The organism is Bradyrhizobium sp. LjRoot220 (assembly GCF_964252915.1).
Taxonomy (GTDB): domain Bacteria; phylum Pseudomonadota; class Alphaproteobacteria; order Rhizobiales; family Xanthobacteraceae; genus Bradyrhizobium.
The window spans coordinates 672,836-695,454 of sequence record NZ_CAXUPS020000003.1 but is presented as its reverse complement, the minus strand read 5'-3'; the positions used below and the strand labels follow the sequence as shown (position 1 = coordinate 695,454).

The 22,619-nt window shown below is 63.5% G+C and carries 16 protein-coding genes; 10 read left to right on the top strand and 6 right to left on the bottom strand.

Annotation, left to right across the window (positions count from 1 at the left end):
• Position 1 precedes the first annotated feature (1 nt).
• From ACSQ84_RS17415 to ACSQ84_RS17400, 4 genes are all read right to left on the bottom strand, one after another.
• Entirely contained in the window at positions 2-1,315 is a 1,314-nt protein-coding gene (locus ACSQ84_RS17415; RefSeq protein ID WP_436212903.1) for an O-antigen ligase family protein, read from the bottom strand.
• Entirely contained in the window at positions 1,312-2,331 is a 1,020-nt protein-coding gene (locus ACSQ84_RS17410; protein WP_436213107.1) for a glycosyltransferase family 2 protein, read from the bottom strand. The genes ACSQ84_RS17415 and ACSQ84_RS17410 overlap by 4 nt, the downstream gene beginning before the upstream one ends.
• Before the next feature lie 147 nt (positions 2,332-2,478).
• Positions 2,479-3,483 (bottom strand): glycoside hydrolase family 26 protein, encoded by a 1,005-nt coding sequence (locus ACSQ84_RS17405; RefSeq protein ID WP_436212902.1) that lies wholly within the window; start codon positions 3,481-3,483, stop codon positions 2,479-2,481.
• The gene (locus ACSQ84_RS17400; RefSeq protein WP_436212901.1) at positions 3,470-5,365 is read right to left on the bottom strand and encodes an acyltransferase family protein; all 1,896 of its coding nucleotides are present in this window, start codon (positions 5,363-5,365) and stop codon (positions 3,470-3,472) included. The genes ACSQ84_RS17405 and ACSQ84_RS17400 overlap by 14 nt, the downstream gene beginning before the upstream one ends.
• Before the next feature lie 515 nt (positions 5,366-5,880).
• Here ACSQ84_RS17400 and ACSQ84_RS17395 point away from each other — a divergent pair.
• From ACSQ84_RS17395 to galE, 6 genes are all read left to right on the top strand, one after another.
• Positions 5,881-7,320 (top strand): lipopolysaccharide biosynthesis protein, encoded by a 1,440-nt coding sequence (locus ACSQ84_RS17395; protein ID WP_436212900.1) that lies wholly within the window; start codon positions 5,881-5,883, stop codon positions 7,318-7,320.
• Positions 7,321-7,326: 6 nt separating this feature from the next.
• The gene (locus tag ACSQ84_RS17390) at positions 7,327-8,133 is read left to right on the top strand and encodes a class I SAM-dependent methyltransferase (RefSeq protein WP_436212899.1); all 807 of its coding nucleotides are present in this window, start codon (positions 7,327-7,329) and stop codon (positions 8,131-8,133) included.
• An 11-nt stretch (positions 8,134-8,144) separates the two neighbouring features.
• Positions 8,145-8,888, top strand: coding sequence for a polysaccharide deacetylase family protein (locus ACSQ84_RS17385; protein ID WP_436212898.1), 744 nt, complete (start codon positions 8,145-8,147; stop codon positions 8,886-8,888).
• A gap of 156 nt (positions 8,889-9,044) precedes the next feature.
• Positions 9,045-11,351, top strand: a complete 2,307-nt coding sequence (locus ACSQ84_RS17380) for an exopolysaccharide transport family protein (protein ID WP_436212897.1) — start codon at positions 9,045-9,047, stop codon at positions 11,349-11,351.
• Entirely contained in the window at positions 11,344-12,165 is an 822-nt protein-coding gene (locus ACSQ84_RS17375) for a WecB/TagA/CpsF family glycosyltransferase (protein WP_436212896.1), read from the top strand. The genes ACSQ84_RS17380 and ACSQ84_RS17375 overlap by 8 nt, the downstream gene beginning before the upstream one ends.
• On the top strand, positions 12,165-13,175 hold the full coding sequence (gene galE / locus ACSQ84_RS17370; protein ID WP_436212895.1) for a UDP-glucose 4-epimerase GalE: 1,011 nt from the start codon (positions 12,165-12,167) through the stop codon (positions 13,173-13,175). The genes ACSQ84_RS17375 and galE overlap by 1 nt, the downstream gene beginning before the upstream one ends.
• A 25-nt stretch (positions 13,176-13,200) precedes the next feature.
• On the opposite strand, the gene ACSQ84_RS17365 is transcribed toward galE, so the two are convergent.
• Complete coding sequence (locus ACSQ84_RS17365) at positions 13,201-14,151, bottom strand: DUF6492 family protein (RefSeq protein WP_436212894.1); 951 nt, start codon at positions 14,149-14,151, stop codon at positions 13,201-13,203.
• 345 nt (positions 14,152-14,496) lie between these two features.
• Between ACSQ84_RS17365 and ACSQ84_RS17360 the strand changes: the two genes are divergently transcribed.
• Together ACSQ84_RS17360 and ACSQ84_RS17355 are read left to right on the top strand one after the other, a co-directional pair.
• Positions 14,497-14,736: a DUF2171 domain-containing protein gene (locus tag ACSQ84_RS17360; RefSeq protein WP_436212893.1), complete on the top strand. Its 240-nt coding sequence runs from the start codon at positions 14,497-14,499 to the stop codon at positions 14,734-14,736.
• Positions 14,737-14,800: 64 nt separating this feature from the next.
• Positions 14,801-15,142, top strand: a complete 342-nt coding sequence (locus tag ACSQ84_RS17355; protein ID WP_436212892.1) for a hypothetical protein — start codon at positions 14,801-14,803, stop codon at positions 15,140-15,142.
• On the opposite strand, the gene ACSQ84_RS17350 is transcribed toward ACSQ84_RS17355, so the two are convergent.
• The gene (locus ACSQ84_RS17350) at positions 15,116-19,768 is read right to left on the bottom strand and encodes a bifunctional diguanylate cyclase/phosphodiesterase (protein ID WP_436212891.1); all 4,653 of its coding nucleotides are present in this window, start codon (positions 19,766-19,768) and stop codon (positions 15,116-15,118) included. The two genes, ACSQ84_RS17355 and ACSQ84_RS17350, sit on opposite strands and share 27 nt — an antisense overlap.
• Positions 19,769-20,141: 373 nt before the next feature.
• Between ACSQ84_RS17350 and ACSQ84_RS17345 the strand changes: the two genes are divergently transcribed.
• Together ACSQ84_RS17345 and ACSQ84_RS17340 are read left to right on the top strand one after the other, a co-directional pair.
• A complete protein-coding gene (locus tag ACSQ84_RS17345) occupies positions 20,142-21,194 on the top strand; it encodes an Ldh family oxidoreductase (protein WP_436212890.1) in 1,053 nt (350 codons plus the stop codon).
• Positions 21,195-21,225: 31 nt separating this feature from the next.
• Positions 21,226-22,593, top strand: coding sequence for an LLM class flavin-dependent oxidoreductase (locus tag ACSQ84_RS17340; protein ID WP_436212889.1), 1,368 nt, complete (start codon positions 21,226-21,228; stop codon positions 22,591-22,593).
• The last annotated feature ends 26 nt before the right edge of the window (positions 22,594-22,619 follow it).

The following is a 22,619-nucleotide window of genomic DNA, read 5'->3' as shown; positions in this document are numbered from 1 at the left end:
CTCACGCCCGGACGCGAAACCGCGCCAGATAGTGCAGGCCGAACACCGCGACCAGGAAGGTGAACCACAAGGGATCGGCGCGGTCGAGGAAGAAGCTCTCCATCGCCGACAGATAAAGTCCGAACAGCCAGATGCGCAGCAGCGCCATCGCCAGCGGACCGTTATTGCCGCCGAGATCGGCTTGGTGAAAATTCCGCAGCGGCGCGATCACCAGCACCACGATGAGCAGAATCAGCCCCGGCAGGCCCATGCCAAGCGCGGTATCGAGATAGCCGTTGTGGCTGTGCGCCGCGAACGCGGCCCACTCCTTGCCGGCGGGCAATTCCTCAAACGCCTTGCTGCCCCAAAAGGCCACGAAGCCATAGCCGGTGGCCAACCGCTGCCGCAGCGCGTCCAGCGCAAAATTCCAGATGTCGGTACGGCCGGTGAAGGTCGCGTCCAGCGGCAGCAGCTTGGCGATCGCAGCCAGGCCGTCGCTCATGACGGTGCCGACGCTGAGCATGTTCAGCAACAGCAGCGGCGTCAGCAGCAGCACCGCCCGCACCCGGAACGAGCGAACCACTGAGGTCAGCGAGGTCAGCAGCAGCACGGCGAAGCACAGGGTGAGCGAACTCTTGCCGGCGGCATGAAACAGAAACAGCGAACTGAGGCCGATAATGGCCGCGCCGGAGAAGAGTGCGCCGGACCGCGCGATGTAGATGCCGAGGAACAGCAGCATCGCCATCACGCCCGCGGCGACGTTCTTGTGACCGAACGCACCGCGCCAGTCGCCGGCCAGCAGCGGCTCCTGCGGATCGGTTACCTGATGGATCGAGAGGTGCGGCGCCAGCAGGATGCCGAGGTAGCAGACAGCGAGCAGGATCAGCGCCGCGATGCTGAGCAACCGCATCAATTCAGTTTTCGATTTCGGCAGCAGCAGCATGCTCGACGTCACAGCGATGACGCACGCCGTCAGAACAAACCGCCGCATCGACGTGCCGGGGTCGACCGACAAGAGCACCGTGACACAGATCCATGCGCCGAACAGCAGGAATGACGGCGTCAGCAATGTTGCCAACCCCTGCATACTGTTACGCGCCGCGAGCGCAATCATCAGCACCGCGAGGCCGCCGAACACCAGATAGGTCGGCGCCTCATTGCCGGTGCTGACTTCACCGATCTGCACTTCGCCGAGGTCGGCGAACGGCCGCAACGAAATCCATGCCAGCACCAACGCTCCGATGAACGCGGCGCAGCGGACCACGTCCGGCACTTGTTGCCGCCAGACCCCTGCTGCGACGATGCGAAACTGAGACGTGATGGCGAGTTGGCTCACGTGATCTTCGAGGCCTTGTAGGGTTGCGGTTCGATGCCGATGGCGGCCAGCACGCTGCCGATTGCCACCGTCATCGGATGCATCGCAATGATCCGGTCGCGCTCCGTCAAGGCCGCCCGTGCGGCGTGGAGAAACGACAAGGGAAACGCCGCCAGCAATTTGAGCGTCAGCCTGGCGCGCAACCAGAGCGTCGGCGTCGCCTTGCGCTGGACGTGATAATTGATCGCGCCGATCCGCAAGCCGCGGCTGATCAGCCAGCTCAGCCTGGTCCGGCTCGGCGGCACCGTCTCGCTGATGGTGGCTTCCGCTACCCAGTGAAACCGCATGCCCAGCCGCAGGCAGCGGTAGAAGAAATCAGTGTCGCCGCCGCCGAGGAAATTGAAACGCAGGTCGAATGCCGGGGCGTCGACACGCTCGAACACCGAGCGCCTGATCAGGCAATTGCCGCAGCCATAGATCACCGGAACCGGCCCCGAGGTGTCATAGGCCGGCGCAAAGGCCGGGTGACGACGCAGCCCGCGCTTTTGCGCGTCGTCGAAGTCGGGCATGACCGGCCCGCCGACGATGTCGGCCCCGGTGGCTTCGGCCGTCGATATCATGCGTTCCAGCCAGTCCGGCGAGGCAATTTCGTCATCGTCGATCATCAGGAAGCTTGTCGCCGCGGGGAAGGTTGCCAGCGCCGTCTCGAACGCCGCGTTGATCGCATGGCAATTGCCTTGGCGCGGCTCGACCACGCAGAGACCGGGGAACTTGTTCGATGCCAGGAATTCCGTCGCAACCGGAACGCTCTCGCTCCGCAACGCATCGTTCTCGACCATGACCACCGCAAAGCGATGGCTGGTACGCTGGCTGGCCAGCGATTCCAGCGTCTGCCGCAGATGCCGCGGCCGGCGAAAGCAGGGAATGCAGACCACGATCCCGATCGAAAAAGGATCGAGGTCCGGCGAGATCGCCGCCAGGGCGCGGGCAGCGTTCGGCATGGTGTCAGCGGTTTCCATCGTGGGCAATCCGGTCAAGCTCTGGCGCATGGTGCTCGCTAGGATCCAGACAATACAAAGCATTGCTGCAATTTGCGGTCCGACAGCATGCTCGGCAGCGCCGAATTGTTCCCGACGGTTAATCGACGGGGTTAAATTTGAATTAAATCCGGGTCACAACCGGACTCAGCGGCTGAAGCGCTTCCTGAACAGCTCCTGGGATTTGGGAAACTGGCCGTTGGAGATCTGCGTCGGCCACAATCCGTCGACGTCGAAATAGGCGGCGTAGACGACATTGTCCCGGTTCTTCACCAGCCAGTCGTGCATCTTCTGAATGAAGTACGGGTTGTCGCCGAAATTGCCGACGCCCCATTCGGGATAGCTCATCGGCTTGCCATGCCTGGCGGCAAAGTCGCGGTGCCATTCCAGGCCGAACGGCGCCTTCAGATAAAAGGTGTTCCAGCGCTCCTCCGGCGTACCCTCGAGTTTGAAATCGTAGACGTCCAGTCCGATGTAGTCGACGACATCATCGCCCGGATAGGCCCGGTCCGCCGGCGTGTCCTGGGTTCCCCATCCCGGACACCAATCATATTTGAACGCGCTGGAATGGCGCCGGAAGATCCCGACCACGCGCCGGAACGCCGCGATGTAATCGGCCTCATGGTCCTTGGCGAACCAGGCCATCTGGGCCAGGTTCATCTCCCAGCCGAGACGGATGATCGCCCTTGGCTGCGCATCGGCGATGGCACGGGCCGCCGCCTCGAAGTCGGCGTCGTGAAGGCCGTTGGCGACGTCGGCGAGCGGCGTCCCCGGCACCGTCAGCGGCACCGACCAGACGACGTTCCGCGACGGGTTCAGCTTTTTCCAAATGCCGGGAACCCAGGTAAGCTTGTGGAAGTCTTCCCAGTTCGCCTGGCCGTAGAAATCAACGCCCACCACCGACGATGGCGGCTGCTTCAACCACTTTTCCCAGGCCTGCAGGGTGCGCTCGCGCCCAACGGGACCCCAATCGACGAACGCGCCGGCAAATTTCGCAGGACTTGAACCGACAGGACTGGAGTTGACACGCGGGGCGGCGTTGCTGTCGACGCGCGCGAGCAACAGCAGGCTCAACACAAAAGCCAGCAGAAACAAAAACAGCCGCCTGAGGCCAACCCGGCGGCGCGGCACGGTACGTTCAGTTCGAAACATCGGTCGTCCTCGTCAATTTGTTGCCGAAGGCAGGCGATAGCCTTCGGCCGACCTCGGCTGCACCTTTGTCGGTGAGATGTCCTGCGTCGAATTGGATCGGAATATCGGCTTCCACGAACTCATCGCAACGATCGTCCCGGCAGACCGCCTCGTAGACCGATGAATAGGTCGCGCCGCGCGCCCTTACCAAATCGCTCATGGCGAGATCGCGCTCCCGAATGCCGCGCGTGCGCCTTGTGCTGGCAAAGGAAGGACGGTCGCGCAGAATCCCGTCGATCAGGAGCCGTGGCAGCGGGGAATCATATTCGACGATCGGCCCAAGCACGGTGACGTCAATCCTCCTGGACTTCAGGATATCCAGTGTCGCAGACAGGTGCGGCAGGTCATCATCCTTCCATGATGCGGAGAGGATGACCTTGTCGACCCGGTTGTTGGCGAGGAAGTCGTTGAAGGCCAGTTCCATCAGATCGCGACAGGCTTTCGTTTCTCCCCGCGCCACCGCCGGAACAGCCGGGCGGCATTCGCTGGCGGTTGCCTGCATGATGTTTACCTGCGGCATCGCGATGGACAGCCCGGACCAGAGGTGCGCGGCATGGCTGTCGCCAATGAGCAGATAGTTCGGCCGCGCCGGATCCGGTTTCAGGCAGGTCTCGGCGTCGAAGCGCTGGCGGTTGGCCGATATGAAGCAGCGTCCGGTCCGGAACGCCGCCGACGAATCGTAGGCGAGATAAGAACCGATCTCCACGACGCGTTGTGGAAAGCGATATGGCGCGCCGCTCACGACGAGCACCCCTGCGCATAGCGCAAAGGTCGAGCCGATGGCGGCCGATGCGGCACCGAAGACGGCGCCCTTCGATGTCCCCCGCGCCATCGAACGGAACGGCAGCTCGACCAGCTTCCACGACAGATAGGCGAGCCCCACCGACAGCGCGATCAACGTCAGTTTGGTCGACGCTGCCGATTCCGCGCCGAACAGCAGATCGGTGCGCTGGAACACGATCAGCGGCCAGTGCCACAAATAGAGCGAATAGGATATCAGCCCGATGGCGACCAAAGGTGGCAGCGACAGCAGCCGTCCGGCCATCGATCCCCCATTCTCGCTGGAAGCGATCACCAGCGCCGCGCCGAGGCAGGCGAGCGACGTCATCAGCAGAAGCGGCGCCGTGGACGATCCGAGCAGGATCACACCGAACAGCAGCAACAATCCGGCTCCGCCGCACATGTTCTTCCAGAACAGGGTTCGCGGTGCCGGGATGAACTTGACCGCCAGCATCGCACCGAGTGCCAGTTCCCAGGCACGGAAAGGCGTCAGATAGAACGTAAAGGTAAGATTCCTCGTGCTCATGGCGATTGCTGCCGCAAGCGAGAGCGCAGCGACCACCGCGAACAACGGTTTGGCGAGCTTCGGCAGCCGGCGATAGACAAGAAGCATCAACAACGGCGCGATGACGTAGAACTGCTCCTCGACGCTGAGCGACCAGGTATGCAGCAGAGGTTTGGTTTCGGCCGGGGCATCGAAGTATCCGGCGGTCTGCGCAAAATAGGCATTGGAAACCGAGCCGATAGCGCTGGCAAGGCTCTTCGAATAGCCGATCAGTTCGGCCGGAAGAAAATAGACATAGGCAAAGATGCTCGTGACCAGGAACATCACGAACAGCGCCGGCAGGATGCGCAGGATCCGGCGCTTGTAGAAATTTCCGAGCGAGAACGACCCGTCGCGGATATCCGCATCGATCATGACGCAGATCAGATAACCCGAGATGACAAAGAAGATGTCCACGCCGACGAAGCCGCCCGCGAAGCCGGGTACGCCGACATGGTAAAGAACCACCGGAACAACGGCGAGAGCCCGCAGGCCGTCAATATCCGCACGGTACTTCATTGCCGAGGCCTCGCGATGCGGCCGCAACCGCGACCGGCCTTCACCGTTTCAAAAGCGGACACCCCTGACAGCTCAGGTGTGCCGAAACGGGTTAACGCCGCGGCGTCCTCGCCGGGCGCTGGGAAATCAGACGGGATTCGCGAGCGATCTGTCATAGGCAAACACTCATGCCGAAGAGCATCGGCGATGCGGAATCGTGCTGTGCAATATCCGGGCAAACTTCGTATCAGCCCGCGCCGCGCCCGTTTCGCGCTTTCAGCATGGTTACTTCGCGCGGTTAACCGGCGCGCGATGGTAAACGCCCACGCAAAATTAACCACTGCAGACCGCCGGTTCGATACATCGACCTCTCCGGCATCGATCTTGCTCATTGACCGCCAAAGGGATTCTGCGTCCCGAAGGAGCACGGCCTTGAACGATATCGTCAGCGAGACTTGCGCGATGAACCCGATGGCGCACGGCGCCATGCTCGGGCGCGTTGCCGCTGGCGACGAACCCGCGGGGCTCGCAGCGCCATGCTGATCGGACAAGCCAGCATCAATCTGACCGCCAATATCCTCTCGGCATTGCTGGGGCTATTGAGCGTGTTCATTTTCACACGGCTGTTCTCGCCGCATGATTATGGCGTCTATCTGCTGGGCATCGGCTTTGCGTCCGTGATCAGCGTTTTCCTCGTCGGCTGGTTTCGCAATCTCATTCTGAGCGGGCACGCCCGGGACGACGGCACCGATGTGCGCGGCCGCGTCATCTCGGGCTACCTGATCTGCTGTCTCACCGCGCCGATCGCCTACGTCCTTGGGCGGCTGGTTGGACTGGATACGCATGCGGCGCTGGCGGCGGTCGTGCTTTCGGTCGCGATCGGCCTGTTCGAACTGACCCAGGACCTGGTTCGCGCCCGGCTGATGGCGCTCTCGGTCATGAAGGCCACGCTGGTCCGCGCCGTCGCCGTGCTCGGCCTCGGCATGATCGTGGCGCTGGTCAGCCCGTCCGGCTTCCTGCTGCTGTTGTCGTCGGCGCTCGCCTACCTGCTTGCGGTGCTGGTGCAGTCGCGAACCGCCTGGCGCGGCACCAAAATCAAATTCGACGGCAGCGGCCTTGCGGCGCTGGCGAAGACCGGCCTGCCCCTCACCCTCTCGCTTACCTTGCTTGCGATCTCCAGCGTCACCGATCGCTTCATGATCGCCAATCTGGTCGGCGCGGCGGACGCCGGCAAATATGTCGCCGCGCTCGACCTGGTCCGGCAGACGCTGATGATGCCGGCCATGGCCGCCGCCGCGGCGTTCTTTCCGATGGCGATCCAGATTCATGCCAGCAAGGGCGACGCGGCGGTGCGCTCGCACCTTTCCGATTGCGCCGAGCTGCTGCTCAGCATCACGCTGCCGGCCTGCCTCGGCTTTGCGGTGATTTCCACCCATGTCGCCAGCATCATTCTCGGGCCGGATTTCCGCGAGCTGGCGGCGCAGACCATGCCGATCATCGCCGTGGCCGTGGTCTTCCAGATCCTGACCCAGCAATACCTGCACGCAAGCTTCCTGCTCTCCGGGCGCAACTCCTTCTATCTGATCAACACCGCTTCGATCATCGCGGCCAACGTGATCCTGTCCTACGTCCTGGTCAGCCATTACGGCACGGTCGGCGCGGCCTGGGCGCGGCTCGGCGCCGACGTCGTCGGATTCGCCGGTGCGCTGATCCTCAGCCGCTTTGCATTCAAGGTCCCGCTGCCGCTCGGCCGGCTGGCACTGGTCATGATCGCCGGTCTGGTCATGGCGCTGACAGTCGCGACACTCGACAGAAACCTGCATGTCGCCGATCTCACCGCCTGCGCCGTGCTGGCCAGCGCCGGGCTGATCACCTATGCGACCCTGTGCTGGTTGTTCAACATCTCCCGTATTCGCAGCCGCCTGAAAACCGGCTTCGCGCTGTTCCGGGCCAAATTCGCAGACATCAACGGATAAGAACGAATGACCAAGACATTTGCCCTCGATCCCATTCATTCGGCTTTCACTGACGCCGCCGACAGGCCGGCCGCGCTGCATCCGCAGTCGCTGCTCGAACTGCCGCCCGGCGAGGCCCGGCAGAGCCTGCTGACCGTTCACAGCATTCTCGAGGCGAAACTGCCCGCCACCGACCTCAAGATCTATGAGGCCGGCGGAGGCTCGACCAGCTTCCTGCCGCTCAGCGTGCTGAAGCGCGCCCACGTCACCGTGGTCGATATCGACGAAGACCAGATCCGCAACAACGATTACGCGCAGCAGACGATCCTCGGCGACATCCAGACCTATCGCTTCGCGCCCGGCAGCGTCGATCTCGTGATCTGCTACAACGTGATCGAGCACGTGCCCGACGTGGAAGCGGCGCTGCTTGGCTTCTGCCATTCATTAAAGGACAACGGATTGATCCTGATCGGCGCGCCGAATCCGCGGTCGCTGTCCGGCGTCGTCACCAAATATTCGCCGCACTGGTTCCACGTCTGGTTCTACCGCCATGTGCGCGGCGACAAGAACGCCGGCCAGCCGGGCTGCGCGCCGTTCCCGACCCATTTTCATCCGCTGGTCACGCTGGCGAACCTGGAAGCCTTCGCCGACAGGCACGGCCTGCAGATGATCTATCGCAAGCAGTATGAGAGCCCGCGCTATCCGGAGATGCGCCGGCGCAAGCCGGTGTTCGCGGCCCTGATCGATGCCGCCGCCAGGGTCATGAACTTCTTCATGCCGGGCAAAACCGACGTACGGCATGGCGACTATCACGTGATTTTGCGAAAGCACTGAAGATGTACACGATGCTGTCCGAGGCACGCGCGAAGGTCAGCCACGGGCTGGCGATGCATCTGCACGCCGATCCTTTCCAGATGCGCAATGCCACGCCGATGGTCAGCTTTACCTTTGACGACCTGCCGAAAAGCGCCGCGACGACCGGCGCGGATCTGCTCGAGGCGCACGGCGCGCGCGGCACCTTCTACGTGTCGGGTGGCCTGGTCGGCGCCGAAACGCCGGAATGGCCGACCGGCGATGCTGACGACGTCCTCTCGCTGCATCGCCGCGGCCACGAGATCGGCTGTCATACGTTCTCGCACCTGCGTGCCAGCGATCTCGATGTGGCCTCGCTTGCCAATGAGATCATGCGCAATCGCGGGTACTTCCGCGCGCTGGACGCCTCGATCGAGACCGACACCTTCGCATATCCCTACGGCTACGGATCGTTCGGGCGGAAACACCAGCTCAAGGACCAGTTCCAGACCTGCCGCAGCATCCTGCCGGGCGTCAACAGCGGCGCTGTCGACCTGCAGTTCCTTCGCGCCGTGCCGCTGATCGACGGCCAGATGGATCGCGCCGGGATCGAGCGCCTGTTCGACGAGGCCGAAACCAATAACGGATGGTTAATTTTCTATGGCCACGACGTTGCCGAACAGCCGAGCCGCTGGGGCTGCTCGCCAGCCCTGCTCAACCATGCCCTCGCGGCGGCGGCCCGCCGGAAGATCCCGGCTTTGACCATGGCGGAGGCGTTGCAATGCGCCCGCGCTTAAACGCTTTGTTTGCCATTTCGGTGAATAGTCCCTCAATGAGTATGGTTAATTTTCCCTGTTGCGTTGTTTCCGCGTCGAAGTCCCGCGCGCGTGGCGTAAAGCGAAGAGTAACCCCTCAGCCGATGTGTGCGGCAGTTCGAATGGAAGCTGGGGTCGATGCTTATCTATGACGAGCCGATAAATCAGGCCAAACCTGATCCCAGACCCGCCGCAATGTCGGCATCGGCTGGCTTCAGCCTGCTTGATCTGGTCCAGTTGCTGTGGCGGCGAAAGATCGCGATCGCCTCAGCGGCGCTGCTCTGCGCCTGCATCGCGGTGGCGATCGGCAAGAGCCTGACACCGAAATACACCGCAACAGCCCAGCTCTACGTCGATCCCCGCGAATTGCAGCTGGTCGATCGCGAACTGACGCCGCGGGCCCCGGACCTGTCCGGCCTGGCGATGGTGGTCGAAAGCCAGGCGCGCGTGATCACCTCGAACAACGTGCTGCTGCAGGTGATCCGCGAGACCAATCTGGAAAAAGATCCGGAGTTCGGCGGCGACGACGGCAAGAGCCTGTTCGGAACGCTGCTGGGCCTGTTCGGAATCGATCTGCGTCCGACCGCCGAGCAACGCAAGCTCATTCAGATGGCGACGCTGGAAGCCCTGATCCGCCACATCAACGTGAAGAAGATCGACAAGACCTTCATCGTCGACATCGACGTCTGGTCGATCGACCCGGTGAAAGCGGCGATGCTCTCGAATGCGATCGCCAAGGCCTATCTGACCGAAACCACGCAATCGCAGGCCGCGCGGGTCCGCCGCGCCACCAGCGATCTGTCCAGCCGGCTGTCGGAATTGCAGGAACGGCTGCGCAACGCCGAGAACACGCTTGCGGTCTACAAGGCGCAGAACAATTTCGTCGGCACGCAGGACACGCTGATCAGCGACCAGCAGCTCTCCGCCAGCAACCAGCGCCTCGCCGCGGCGCGGGCGCTGACCCTCGATGCGCAGGCCAAATACGATCAGATCGCAGCCAGCCGCAAGACGACGGCGGACGCCGGCGCCATTCCCGAGGCGCTGCAATCGCCGACTATCGCCAATCTGCGTTCGCAGTATGCCGAAGCCAGGAAGCGTCAGGCCGAGTTGCAGAGCGAGCTCGGACCGCGCCATCCCGCCTTGCGCCAGATGGAAAAGCAGGTCGAGGATCTGCGCCGGACCATCGGCGAGGAAACCGACCGCTTTCTGCAGGCGGCAAAGAACGACCTGACCCGCGCCCGGGATTACGAGGCCTCGCTGAACAAGGCGCTCGACACCCAAAAGCGCGAGAGCGTTCAGATGAGCCAGGCCGCGGTGCGCTTGCGCGAACTCGAACGCGACGTGGAAGCCAGCCGCGACGTCTATCAATCGTTCCTCAAGCGCTCGCGCGAGACCGAAGAGCAGGAAACCTTGAACACGTCGAGCGCCCGCATCATCGGCGACGCCACCGTGCCGCAGCGCCGCACCTTCCCGCCCGGCATGAGCCTGATCGCGATGATCGGCTTTGTACTCGGCGCGGCCGCCGCGGCCGCCTGGATCATCGCCGTGGATCAGCTGGCGCCGGGCGCCAACCCGGTTCGCCCCAACACACCGGTCAATCCATCGGCTGAATCCGTCACGGAACGGCGAGCCACGGCTGCAAGACAGTCGCCGGGCCCGCAGGCCCGGCCACAGCCCGCCGTCAGCCTGATTGCGAAGCCGTCGATCACGCGGCTGCAGGAATCGGACGTGGTGCGCACGCTCGGCGGAATCCTGACGACCGGCGGCACGCCCGATGTCAGCCGGCTCGGCTGGCCGACGCTGCGCGCCGGCTTCCCGCTGATGGCGTTCCTCAACACCATGCGCGACATTCGAACCGCGCTGGCAGCGCGCGCGGCCAAAGACACCGCGCCGGTCATGGCGGTGATCGGCGCCGGCGGTGCCGAGGACCGCAGCATCGCCGCGCTCAACGTCGCGCTCTCGGCCGCCCGCGACGGCGCCAGGGTGCTGCTGATCGACGCCGATCAAAAGACCTATGCGCTGTCGAACAAGGTGGCTCACCTGGGCAAGCAAGAGACCGGCCGCCTCGGCTGGCTCAATATTGCCGTCAAGGCCGCGCGCACCATCAAGACTGCGAACGGGATTTCGATCCTGCCGGCCGTCAAGGCCTCGGACACCAAGGCAAGCGAGGCCATCCGCAAGACAATCGCGCAGGCACGCAGCTCGGGCGACTACGATCTGGTGGTGCTCGACGGGCCCGCCATGCCGTGGAGCCCGGCCGACCACGCGCTGTTCGACGCCACCGATGGGTTGATCGCGATCCTGCCCGTCAAGCTCGACATCAACGACAGCATGGAAGACATCATCACCGCGCTCGGCGAGACCGAACGCAAGCTGGTCGGTGTCGTCATCAACGAACTCAACCCCACGGCCGTCAACCGGCAGCGAGACAAACAGTATGCGTGAGCGTCGCTTAAATCCCCTCGGGAGAGCCGCTACTGCCGGCGTGCCCCGAATCACACTGGGCGGGCTGCGGCTGGCCGTGCTCGATCTCGAGCAGACCGCGGACTTCATGATCGAAATGGTGTTCCCGCAACGCCGGCTCACGCGCCCGCTCTATCTGACCTCGGCCAATGGCGAGGTGCTGGCGCGCTGCTCCACCGAGCCGATGACGGACCGGCTGTTTCGCGCCGCTGACCTGATCAATGCCGACGGCCAGCCGCTGGTGACGGTGTCGCGGTTGAAATCGTCGACGCCGCTCCCCGAGCGCGTCGCGACCACCGACCTGTTCCATGTCGTTGCCCGCAAGGCGCAGGCGGCCGGATTGAGCTTCTACATGTTCGGCGCCGACGAGAGGGAGAACGCCGCCGCCGTGGCCAACGTTCGCAAGCTCTATCCGGACCTGAAGCTCGTCGGGCATTCGCACGGCTTCTTCCGCGGCGACGCGCTGCGGGCCAAGGTCGACGAAATCAACGCGCTGGCGCCCGATTACCTCTGGCTTGCGCTCGGCGTTCCCTATGAGCAGGCCTTCGTTGAGGAATACACCTCGCGCCTGTGCAACGTCGGCGTGATCAAGACTTCCGGCGGATTGTTCAACTTTCTGTCGGGCAGCCGGACACGCGCACCGCATTGGATGCAGGTGGCCGGGCTCGAATGGGCCTGGCGCATCTGGCTTGAACCGCGCCGGCTGTTCTGGCGCTATCTTACCACCAATCCGCGCGCGCTCTATCTGCTGTTCAACAAGAGCCGGCCCTCGGTCACCGACCGGACCCGGGACTGATGGGCGCCAGTCCTGCCGGCGATCGTCCGGCCATACTGGTCACCGGCGGCGCCGGATATATCGGCTCGCATTGCTGCCGGGCGCTGGACGCGGCCGGCTATCTCCCGGTCTGCTACGACAATTTCTCGACCGGCCACCACAGCTTCGTCGCGGGCGCGCTGGTTACCGGCGATATCGCCGACAAGACCACGCTGGCGCGCGCCTTCGCCGAGCATAACATCGTCGCGGTGATGCACTTCGCCGCGTCCAGCCTGGTCGGCGAATCCGTGGTCGATCCCAGGAAATACTACGTCAACAACCTCGCCGGCACGCTGGCGCTGCTGGATGCGATGCGCGAGGCCGGCTGCAACCGTCTGGTGTTCTCGTCGACCGGTGCCGTCTACGGCAATGCCGACAGCAAGGCGCTACCCGAAAACTACCCCTGCGTGCCGATCAATCCCTATGGCGCTTCGAAATGGATGATCGAGCGGGTACTGGCCGATTATCGCGGCGCGTATGGACTTGGATCGTTCGCACTGCGCTATTTCAACGCCAGCGGCGCCGATCCCGCCGGCGGCATCGGCGAGCAGCGCGAGGTGGAAACCCATCTCATTCCCCGCGCGATGATGGCGCTGCAGGGACACGTGCCGGACTTCGCGGTATTCGGCGACGACTATCCGACGCCGGACGGCACCGCGATCCGCGACTACATCCACGTCACCGACCTTGCCGCCGCCCATGTGCTGGCGCTGAAACTGTTGCTGACGGGGCATTCCGGCGGCGTGTTCAATCTCGGCACCGGCCAGGGATTTTCGGTGCGGGAGATCCTCGCGGCGATCGCGGCCGAGGCCGGGCGCGAAGTCCCGCATGTCGTCAAGCCGCGCCGCGCCGGCGACCCGACCTTTTTGGTGGCGGACGCTTCGGCCGCGCACGCAACGCTGAATTTCCGCCCCGTTTATTCCGACCTTGCCACCATCATCCGCACCGCCTGGGCCTGGCATCAGAAAACTCACCCACGCAAAAACGGGTGAGTTTGTACAGACGTGCGGACCGGCCTCAGACGGCTTCCCTGGACACGACCGCATTCGCGCCCTGCGTCGAAGCGGAACCTTGCGGCTGCAGCGGCGCGTCGCTATCCGACAAACCGGCAGCCTTTCGAATGAGCGATACCGGGGTAGCAGAGAACGACTCGATGCAGAGTGCGACGACCTCGGGCGGTGACTCGTCGACCATGGCGAGCAGCGCCTTTTCGTCCAACTGATCAGGAAACCAGTAGGGCGTTGCCAGGCTTTGCGTGGTCAGCCGATGCGTCGCCCGGTGGGTTGGCGACTGGTTCACAAAGTAGCCATAGAGAATGTATTCGGAGAACGAGCGCGTCTTGCCGAGCGCCACCGCCCACGGCATTCCAGTGACGGCTTCGATCGTCGCAGTCATGTCGCGCAACGTCGCTTTGTCCCAGACGAGGACGTTGCCGATATAGTCGTCGGCCGGGAACGCGGTGGGACCTCCGCCCAAAAGGCGATCGCTGTTCCGGACCCAGACCGGATGCAACGGCTTATCGACGGGGATCGCCAGACGATCGACGTAGAGCGGGGTCAGGTCCGCGCCGGCGTAGGCCGCCACATCGAACGGACGAAAGAACACGTTATCGGAATCGACGATGCAATAGCGCTGATGGGGCAACTGCAGCGCGCCCGCGATCTTGAGCAGCTGCTGGATATGCCAGCCATGGAGCGGGCCCGACCGGAACGACCACCACGTCCTGCGCCCCTTGCGCGAGATAAAAGGCGGCAACGCCCTTAGCCAGGACGGCAGGAAACGCGAGCTTGGCAGCACGATGCGACGGCTATTCTCGAACCGGGCAAAGAACGGCACGTCATCGTCATTGACGATGACGTAATGCCGTTCGTATCCGCTGACGAACCGATCGACGCTCTCGCAAAGCAATTCGAAGCGCTCGAGGTCGCCACGATAGGTCGGGGTCATCAATGCTACGCTCTTGGTCACGCCACTTCCCGTCATGATGTCCTGTGCGACTCGGCGATCGAGATCGATGCCGATGAGATCGACATAATAGATGATCGCTCGAACGCTTCAAACAACGCTTCGCCGTTAAGATAAACAGATCAAGCCCGCGATCGACCGCTGCGACAACGCGTGAAACGGCAGCGACATTTCCAACGATTAATTTCGTGGAAGTGATGCCCAACTCCCCGGGAATCACGGATTTGGGGGCCTATGGTTACTGAATGGTTGACGCTTGCCGGGCACATTTCGTTCAACAGCCACAAGCATCAGAAACCTTTCCAGCGCCGACGCGTTCCAATGAGGACCACTCAAGGGAGACGCAACATGGCCGTCGCTTCACAGATCAAGGAACACATGGATGTCATCTCGTCCGACAAGAAAACCGTCGGAAAGGTCGATCACCTCGAGGGAGCCGACAAGATCAAGCTGACCAAGCAGAGTTCGCCGGACGGCCAGCACCATCACTTCATTCCGGTTGATTGGGTCGATCATGTCGACCAGCACGTTCACCTCAATAAGTCAGGCGCGGACGTGACATCGCACTGGCAGCACGGCAGGCAGTGACGCTCTGATCGGCATTGCGCTGGCGGCGGATGAAGTTATCATCGGCCGGGAACAGGACCCCCCGATGCATCCGGCGGCAAAACTGCAATTCGAGCGCGTGGTCGTCGAATTTGGGCGATGGCAGGCACTCGCCGAGGACGATCGGCCGCCCGCTCCGGCGTGGTGGTGGGGTCCGGCGGTCGAGGTGCGGGGTATCGCCCTGGAACTACCGGTGCGCTGGAGCGCCCGATTGGGCCTGCCCGAGGGCGCGACTTACGCCGATGGCGCGGGCGTCCTGTTCCATTCAATGGCAGGCCAGGTCATCCAGCCCTGGCCGTATGACTTTTCGCGCAAGGTGAAGTCTACCGATTCCGACGTGCGCGATTTGCATGCGCAGCCGTCAGACGACAGTGCTTTTCAGCCTTGAGGGCGAGGCCGATTCGCCGGCATCGCCGGCTTCAGGTTGCAGCGGCGGCGAGGCAAGCTGCGGCTCGCTCCGAAGCATGTCGGCCATTTGCCGCGGCGGCAGCGGCTTTGAGAACAGGAAGCCCTGCATTTCGTCGCAGGCGTGATTGCGCAGGAATGTCTGCTGCTCGATGGTCTCGACGCCTTCGGCGATGACGGTCATGCCCAGCGCCTTGCCCATGCTGATGATCGCCTGCGCGATGGCCTGGTCCTCGGAATCGTTTGGCAAATCGCGGACGAAGGAACGATCTATCTTGATGGTGTCGATCGGGAATTGCTTCATCAGCGACATCGATGAATAGCCGGTGCCGAAATCGTCGATCGCAAGGCGGATACCGCGGCTCTGGACCGCGTCGAGCACCTTGATCGCCCGCGTCACGTTGCGCATCACCATGCTTTCGGTGACTTCGAGCTGCAGCAGCACCGGCGACATGCCGCTTGCCAGCAACGCCTCGTCGACATCATGCAACAGATTGTCATCGGCGAACTGGCGCGGCGACAAATTGACTGCCATCGTCACCGGCCGCAGGCCGCGGCGTTGCCAGGCCATGTTTTGCGCGCAGGCTTCGGTGAGCACCCAGCGGCCGATCGGCACGATCAGCCCGGTCTCTTCCGCCAGCGGAATGAATTGCCCCGGCGACACCAGGCCGAGTTCGGGATGGTTCCAGCGCAACAGCGCCTCGACGCCGGTGATCTGGCCGCTCGCCATGTCGACCTTCGGCTGGTAGTGCAGCGAGAACTGGTCGCGTTCCAGTGCCCGGCGCAAGGCGCTCTCCAGCGTCAGGCGCTCGATCGACTGCACCTTGATCTCCCGCGTGAAGAAGCGGAAGCCGTTCTTGCCGTCCTCCTTGGCAAGATACATCGCCATGTCGGCATTCTTGGTCAGCGTCTGCATGTCGGCGCCGTCGGACGGATACATCGCGATGCCGATCGAGGCCGTGGTGTGGCACTCATGCCCGCTGAGCTGCAAGGGCTGGCCCAGCACGGACAACAGCTCGCCGGCGATGCGCTCGACCTCATGGCGTTCGGCGGCTTCTTCCAGGATGACGACGAATTCGTCGCCGCCGAGCCGCGCCACCACATCGCTCGAACGCAACGCGTTGCGCAGCCTGCCGCCGATTTCCACCAGCAGCATGTCGCCGGCGTCATGGCCCAGCGAGTCGTTGATGACCTTGAACCTGTCGAGATCGATGAACAGCACCGCAAATGATCGCCGATAGCGCTCCGCGGCATCGATGGCCCGGCGCAGCAGCCCGTTGAACATCTCGCGGTTCGGCAGCTTGGTCAGACTGTCGTGCGAAGCCAGGTACTCGATCCGCTCGTCTGCCCGCGTCTTCTCGTCAGCGCGATCGAAATTCTCCAGCGCGAACGACACATTGTCGGTGAGCCGCTGCAGCAATTCGGAGAACTCGGGCGTGAACGTATTCCTCTCGATGGCGATTAAAATGAGGACGCCGACCACCCGGCCGCGCACGATCAACGGGAAGGACGCGCCGGCTTTGGCGCTGTCCCTTCGAGCCCGGACGTGAAACGCCCGGCTGCGGGGATCGGCGAGATAATCATTGATGAAACATGCCCGCCCGGAGCGGATCGCAACCCCGGTGCACCCTTGCCCTTCCGGATGCGCCTCATTGACCGACATTCTCACTTCGCGCGCGCTGTCGGCGGTCGGCCCGGCGGTGGCGACGATCTCGAGATAATCGCTGTCGGGCCGTGTCAGCGCGATGGTGGTCGCCGTGAACTTGCCGCCGTCGGCTGTCGCCTGGCACACCAGTTCGAACAACTCGCCGCGGGTCGTCGCCCGCACGATCGCTTCGTTGGTCGCGCTGAGCGCCGCCAGCATGCGCGTCAGGCTCTCCTTCTGGGCCTCCATCCTTGCCTTCTCATCGGCGCGCTCGAAGGTCTCCAGCGCGAATGACACATTGTCGGCGAGCCGCTGCAGCAGTTCGGCAAATTCGGGCGTGAACGCGTCTTTTTCGAGCGAAACGTAGAGCATAACGCCGACCACCCGCCCGCGCACGAACAGCGGAAACCCCGCACCTGACCTGGAGCCGTCCCTGCGGGCCTTCTCGTGGAAGGCCACAGCCCGCGGATCGGCAAGATAGTCGTTGAAGATGCAGGCCTGGCCCGTGCGGAACGTGATGCCGCATACGCCGCGCCCCGTCGGCTCCGCTTCACTGACCGACAGGGTGACCTGACGCGCGCTCTGGCCGGTCGGACCGGCGCCGGCTACGATTTCCATAAAATCGCTGCCGGTCTTGGCCAGCGCGATGGTGGTGGAGGTGAACCCGCCGCCGGTCGCCGCCGCCTCGCAAACCAGTTGATACAGTTCGTCGCGTGATCCTGCCCGAACAATCGCCTCATTGGTCGCGCTGAGCGCCGCGAGCATGCGTGTCAGGCTGTCCTTCTGGTGCTCGCTCTTCGCCTTCTCGTCGGCACGATCGAAATTATCGAGGGCGAACGAGATATTCTCTGCAAGGCGCCGCAACAGAGCGATCAGTTCAGGGCTGAACGCGCCAAGTTCGCTGGAGAGGAACACAATAACGCCGATGGCTTTGCCATTCTTCAGCAGCGGCAATGCCGCGCCCGATCGGGTCCCGCTGTCTCGAACCACCTTGTAGAAATGCGCGGTGGCGCCGAATTCACCCAGATAGTCGTTGCTGATGCAGGGCTGCCCGGAACGGAACGCGGTGCCAGTGATGCCCTGGCCTTCGGGCCTCCCGGCATCGGTCGACAATTTCACCCTGCCGGCCCGCGTTCGATCGGGTCCGGCCGATGCGACATTCTCCAGAAATTCGGCTCCGGGCCGCTCCAGCACGATTGCCGTTGAGGTGAAATTGCCGCCAACGGTCGCGGCCTCGCAGACCAGTTCGAACAGCTCGGTTCTGGACTTGGCCCGCATGATCGCTTCGTTGGTGGCGCCAAGCGCCGCGAACATTCGCGTCAAGCGCTCTTTCTGTTGCTCGGTGTTCGCCTTTGCGTCGGCGCGGTCGAAGCTTTCGAGCGCAAAAGACACATTGTCGGCCAGCCGTTGCAGCAGTTCGGCAAACTCCGCGGTAAACGTCTCTGGCTGGGAGGAAATGAAGAGCATCACGCCGACGATCCGATCGTCGACCACAAGCGGAAACGCGGCGCCCGACCTTGCGCCATCATGCTTAATGACATGATCGAACGCATCGTTGCGCGGGCCCGCCAGGAAGTCGTTATTGATGCAGGCCTGCCGCGAACGGAACGCCGTCCCGCAGACCCCGCGCCCCTCCGGAACGGCCTCGCTGATTGAGACCTTCAGACGGCGGGCGTTGTCCGCTGTCGGGCCGGCCGCGGCAACGAGATTGAAGAAGTCGCTGTCGGGCCCGACGAGGAGGATGCTCGTCGAATTGAACCTGCCACCCTGTGCGGCGGCCGCGCATACCAGGTCGAACATTTCGGTGCGCGACCTCGCCCGCATGATCGCTTCATTGGTCGCGCTAAGGGCGGCGAACATCCGCGTCAACCGGTCTTTCTGTTCGTCGGCTTTCGCCTTTGCAGCCGCGCGCTCGAAATTGTCGAGCGCGAAGGAGACGTTCTCCGCGATCCGGGCCAGCAGCGCGATGATCTCCTCGTCCGCCGCCCATGCCTTGCCGACAAAGAAGATCACGACGCCGGCGCTCTGTCCGGCCTTGATCAGCGGAACGGCGACGCTGGCGACGACGCCGGCCTCGCGTCCCGGCTGCTGCCACGGACCGCCCTGCACGATGTCGTGGTCGATGCAAGGCCGCTGCGTCCGGAACGCCTGACCGGCAACCCCTTTGCCGTACTGATTGTCGGCATCGATCGAGAACCGCGTCCGGGTAAGCGGGTCGAGGCTCTCGCCGGCGCCGGCCGCAGGCTTCAGCCAGATCGAACCCGGCTCCGACAGCAGGACCACCGTTGCGATCGACTTTCCGCTGTAGACCGCGGCATCGCAAACCCGCTGGTAGAGCTCCTGTTCGGTCTTGGCGCGCAGGATCGCTTCGTTGGTCGCGCTGATGGCGCCGAACATCCGGTTCAACCGCCGCATGGTGCGCTCGCCGTTCTTGCGCGCGGCCTCATGGTCGAAGTTGTCGAGTGCAAATGAGATGTTTGCCGACACGCGCTCCAGCATCGAGACGAGTTGCCCGTCGATTGAGTGCGCCTCGCGCCGCGAAACGAGCAACACGCCGACGCTCTCGCCATTGCAGGTCAGCGGTAGCGCCGCCGCGGCGCCCACCTGATTGGCCTTGGCACCCTCGCGCCAGGCCAGCGAGCGCGGCTCGTTCAGGAAATCATTGCTGACGCATATTCGCCCGTCGCGGAAGGCTTGTCCGGCAACTCCGGATCCCTCGGGCGTACCGGCTACGACCGAAATGTCGATGCTGCGCAGGCGGGGTACGTCATCGCCGCAGCCGGCCGCGAAACGCAGAAGATTGGTTTCCGGTTCCAGCAGGAAAACCGCCACGGCCAGGAAGTCGCCGACTGAGAACGCGGCTTCGCAGACCTTCGCGTACAGTTCTTCCGGCGATTTCGCGTACAGAATCGCTTCGTTGGTCGCATTCAACGCCGCAAATGTACGCGCGATACTGGTCTTCACGGCTCTCGAGCTCCCAGCAGGCCACGGACCTGCTCCCGCGGGATTTATGCGCCCCAGACGCCTAAATGGTCGTTATTGGCGGCTGGAAGTTCCGATTTAGAGTAAATGCCCGACCAACATCGGAAGCTGGACCTCCGAAGAAACACGGTTGGTTTTACGATTTGTCAGCCATGAAGGCGGGGATACGCCCGGCAAGGATTCCCTGCGCGGGCAACAACCTATTTTCGTCAGATGAAATCTGGCGCGAGGCCGTCTTCCGGGCATGCCCGGTACGGATATTCTGCCCCTTGCTCTCCCCCCACCGCTTTGAGACCATGTCATCGGCAACAACAAGCAAGATCCGCTGCTCGCGGGCATTCGATGAGGAAACCCCATGCCGATCATCCAAGCCGACCGTCTCACACGCATCGGCACGGCATTGCTCAGGGCTGCCGGCGCATCGGACGAAGAGGCCACAGCCGTGGCCGTCGGCTGCGTCAACGCCAACCTCGCCGGCCACGATTCGCACGGCATCATCGCGATCCCGACCTACATCGACCGCATCAAGGCCGGCCATATCGTACCTGGCGCGAACTGGACCATCGTGCAGGAATCGCCGACCACGACCGTGATCGACGGCCATTGGGGCTTTGGATTTCACGTCAACGCCAAGGCTATGGCGCTGACGATCGAGAAGGCCAAGATCGCCAATGTCGCCGCCTGCACGGTGTTTCGCCAGAGCCATGTCGGGCGGCTTGCCACCTATCCCCTGATGGCGATGCAGGAGGGCATGATCGGCATTGCGACCGCCGACTCCGGCCGCTCGCCGAAGATCGTGGCGCCGTTCGGCGGCCGCGAGGCGCGGCTCGGCACCAACCCGATCTCGATTGCGGTGCCGTCCGACCTCGACGCACCGTTTTATCTGGATATGGCGACCTCGGCGGTGGCCGCCGGCAAGATCGCGCTGGCCGTGTCGCGCAACGAGGAAATCCCGAAGGGGTGGATCGTCGACAGTGAGGGACGGCACACCACCGACCCCAGGGAATACAAGAAGGGCGGCGCGCTGCTGCCGCTCGGTGGCAGCGAGGGCTACAAGGGCAGCGGCCTTGCCGCGATGGTCGAGGTGCTGTGCGGGCTGCTCACCGGGCTCGGCTTCGGCGTCGAGCCGACCGGGCGTCACAATGACGGATGCTTCATGGCGGTGTTCAACGTCGCGGCGTTCCGGCCGCTGAAGGATTTCAAAAAGGAAGTCGCCGAGTTCGCGCGCTATCTGAAACAGACGCCAACGTCCGAGGGCTCCACCGGCGTGTTCTATCCCGGCGAGGTCGAATATATCCGCGAGCAGCAGCGCAGGATTTCCGGCATCGAAATTGAGGACGCGACCTGGGACAAATTGCGCGCACTGGCCGGCGAGTACAAGCTTGCGGTCGAACTCGATCTGACATGAAGCCGGGCTTGGCCGATACAGGGAGAACGATATGACACGGCAAATGGCGATGGTCGGCTTCCTGCAGGCACAGAACTGCACCAATTTGCCGAGTTCCTGGCGACACCCGGAATCGCGCGACGATTCGATGTCGGCTGACTATTACCAGGAGATCGCCCGGATCCTGGAAGCCGGAAAATTCCACATGGCGTTCTTCGACGATCGGCTGGCGATGCCCGACCGCTACGGTAACGACCACGCCCACACCGTCGAATACGGCATCCGCTGCGTGAAGATGGATCCGCTGATCGTGCTGACCACGATGGGCATGGTCACCGAAAAACTTGGATTGGCGTCGACCTGCTCGACCACCTATTTCGAGCCGTTCGACGTCGCGCGCCGCTTCGCCACCCTCGATTTGATGACGGGCGGGCGCGCCGGGTGGAACGTTGTCACCTCGCTCAATGACGGCGAGGCGCACAACATGGGCAAGGATGCGCATCTCGAACATGATTACCGCTACGACCGCGCCGACGAATTCATGGCAGTCGTGCTCGGCCATTGGGACACCTGGGAAGATGGCTCGCTGATCCTGGACAAGAACAGCGGCCGCTTCGCCGATCCGGCCAAGGTCAAGCGGCTCGACCACAAGGGCGCGTTCTTCAAATCGCGCGGGCCGTTCACCGTGCCGCGCTCGGCGCAGGGCCATCCCGTCATCATCCAGGCCGGCGCGTCCGGCCGCGGCCAGCGCTTTGCGGGAAGATGGGGCGAGGTGATTTTCACCGCCGCGCGCAACGTGGCCGCCGCCAAGGAGGGCTATGCGGCGGTCCGCAACGAGGCGGCGAAGGCCGGCCGCGATCCCGATCAGATGTTGCTCTGCAACCTCACCACACCGGTCTGCGGCGCGACCAAGAGCGAGGCCGAGGACAAGATGGCGCTCATCAACAAGCTGCCGCTGCAGATCGATGCGCTGTCGCTGCTCGCCGAAGCGCTGAACTACGACTTCGCCTCCAAGCCGCTCGACGAGCCGCTGACAACGGAGGAGCTCAAGAGCATGCAGGGCATCCTGGGCATTCGCGACGGCGTGCTCAGGAATTCAGGCAAGACCAATCCCAGCGCGCGCGACTTCGTCACCTTCTCCGGCCGCGGCCAGGTGCAGGACGCGATCGTCGGCGGCCCGAAGGAAATCGCGGACAAGCTAGAGGAGATGTTCGTCGAGCGCGGCTGCGACGGCTTTGTCATCGCCGCCACCATCGTGCCCGGCTCCTACGCCGACTTCGTCGGGCATGTGGTACCTGAGCTGCAGCGCCGCGGGCTGTTTCATAAGGACTATGCCGGCAAGACGCTGCGGGAAAATCTGGGCCTGCGGCGTCCCGCTGCCGGCGCGTGGAAAACTCCGCCGCAAGCCGCGGCCGAATAAAAGAACACGAACGAACAAGAACGAGG

Bases quoted from the DNA above. Each gene is read 5' to 3' on its own strand.
- ACSQ84_RS17400 (WP_436212901.1), bottom strand. From the start codon at position 5,365: ATGAAGTACCGTGCGGATATTGACGGCCTGCGGGCTCTCGCCGTTGTT.
- ACSQ84_RS17355 (WP_436212892.1), top strand. From the start codon at position 14,801: ATGCATCCGGCGGCAAAACTGCAATTCGAGCGCGTGGTCGTCGAATTT.
- ACSQ84_RS17375 (WP_436212896.1), top strand. From the start codon at position 11,344: ATGCGTGAGCGTCGCTTAAATCCCCTCGGGAGAGCCGCTACTGCCGGC.
- ACSQ84_RS17405 (WP_436212902.1), bottom strand. From the start codon at position 3,483: ATGTTTCGAACTGAACGTACCGTGCCGCGCCGCCGGGTTGGCCTCAGG.
- ACSQ84_RS17345 (WP_436212890.1), top strand. From the start codon at position 20,142: ATGCCGATCATCCAAGCCGACCGTCTCACACGCATCGGCACGGCATTG.
- ACSQ84_RS17360 (WP_436212893.1), top strand. From the start codon at position 14,497: ATGGCCGTCGCTTCACAGATCAAGGAACACATGGATGTCATCTCGTCC.
- ACSQ84_RS17380 (WP_436212897.1), top strand. From the start codon at position 9,045: ATGCTTATCTATGACGAGCCGATAAATCAGGCCAAACCTGATCCCAGA.
- ACSQ84_RS17340 (WP_436212889.1), top strand. From the start codon at position 21,226: ATGACACGGCAAATGGCGATGGTCGGCTTCCTGCAGGCACAGAACTGC.
- galE (WP_436212895.1), top strand. From the start codon at position 12,165: ATGGGCGCCAGTCCTGCCGGCGATCGTCCGGCCATACTGGTCACCGGC.
- ACSQ84_RS17390 (WP_436212899.1), top strand. From the start codon at position 7,327: ATGACCAAGACATTTGCCCTCGATCCCATTCATTCGGCTTTCACTGAC.
- ACSQ84_RS17385 (WP_436212898.1), top strand. From the start codon at position 8,145: ATGCTGTCCGAGGCACGCGCGAAGGTCAGCCACGGGCTGGCGATGCAT.
- ACSQ84_RS17395 (WP_436212900.1), top strand. From the start codon at position 5,881: ATGCTGATCGGACAAGCCAGCATCAATCTGACCGCCAATATCCTCTCG.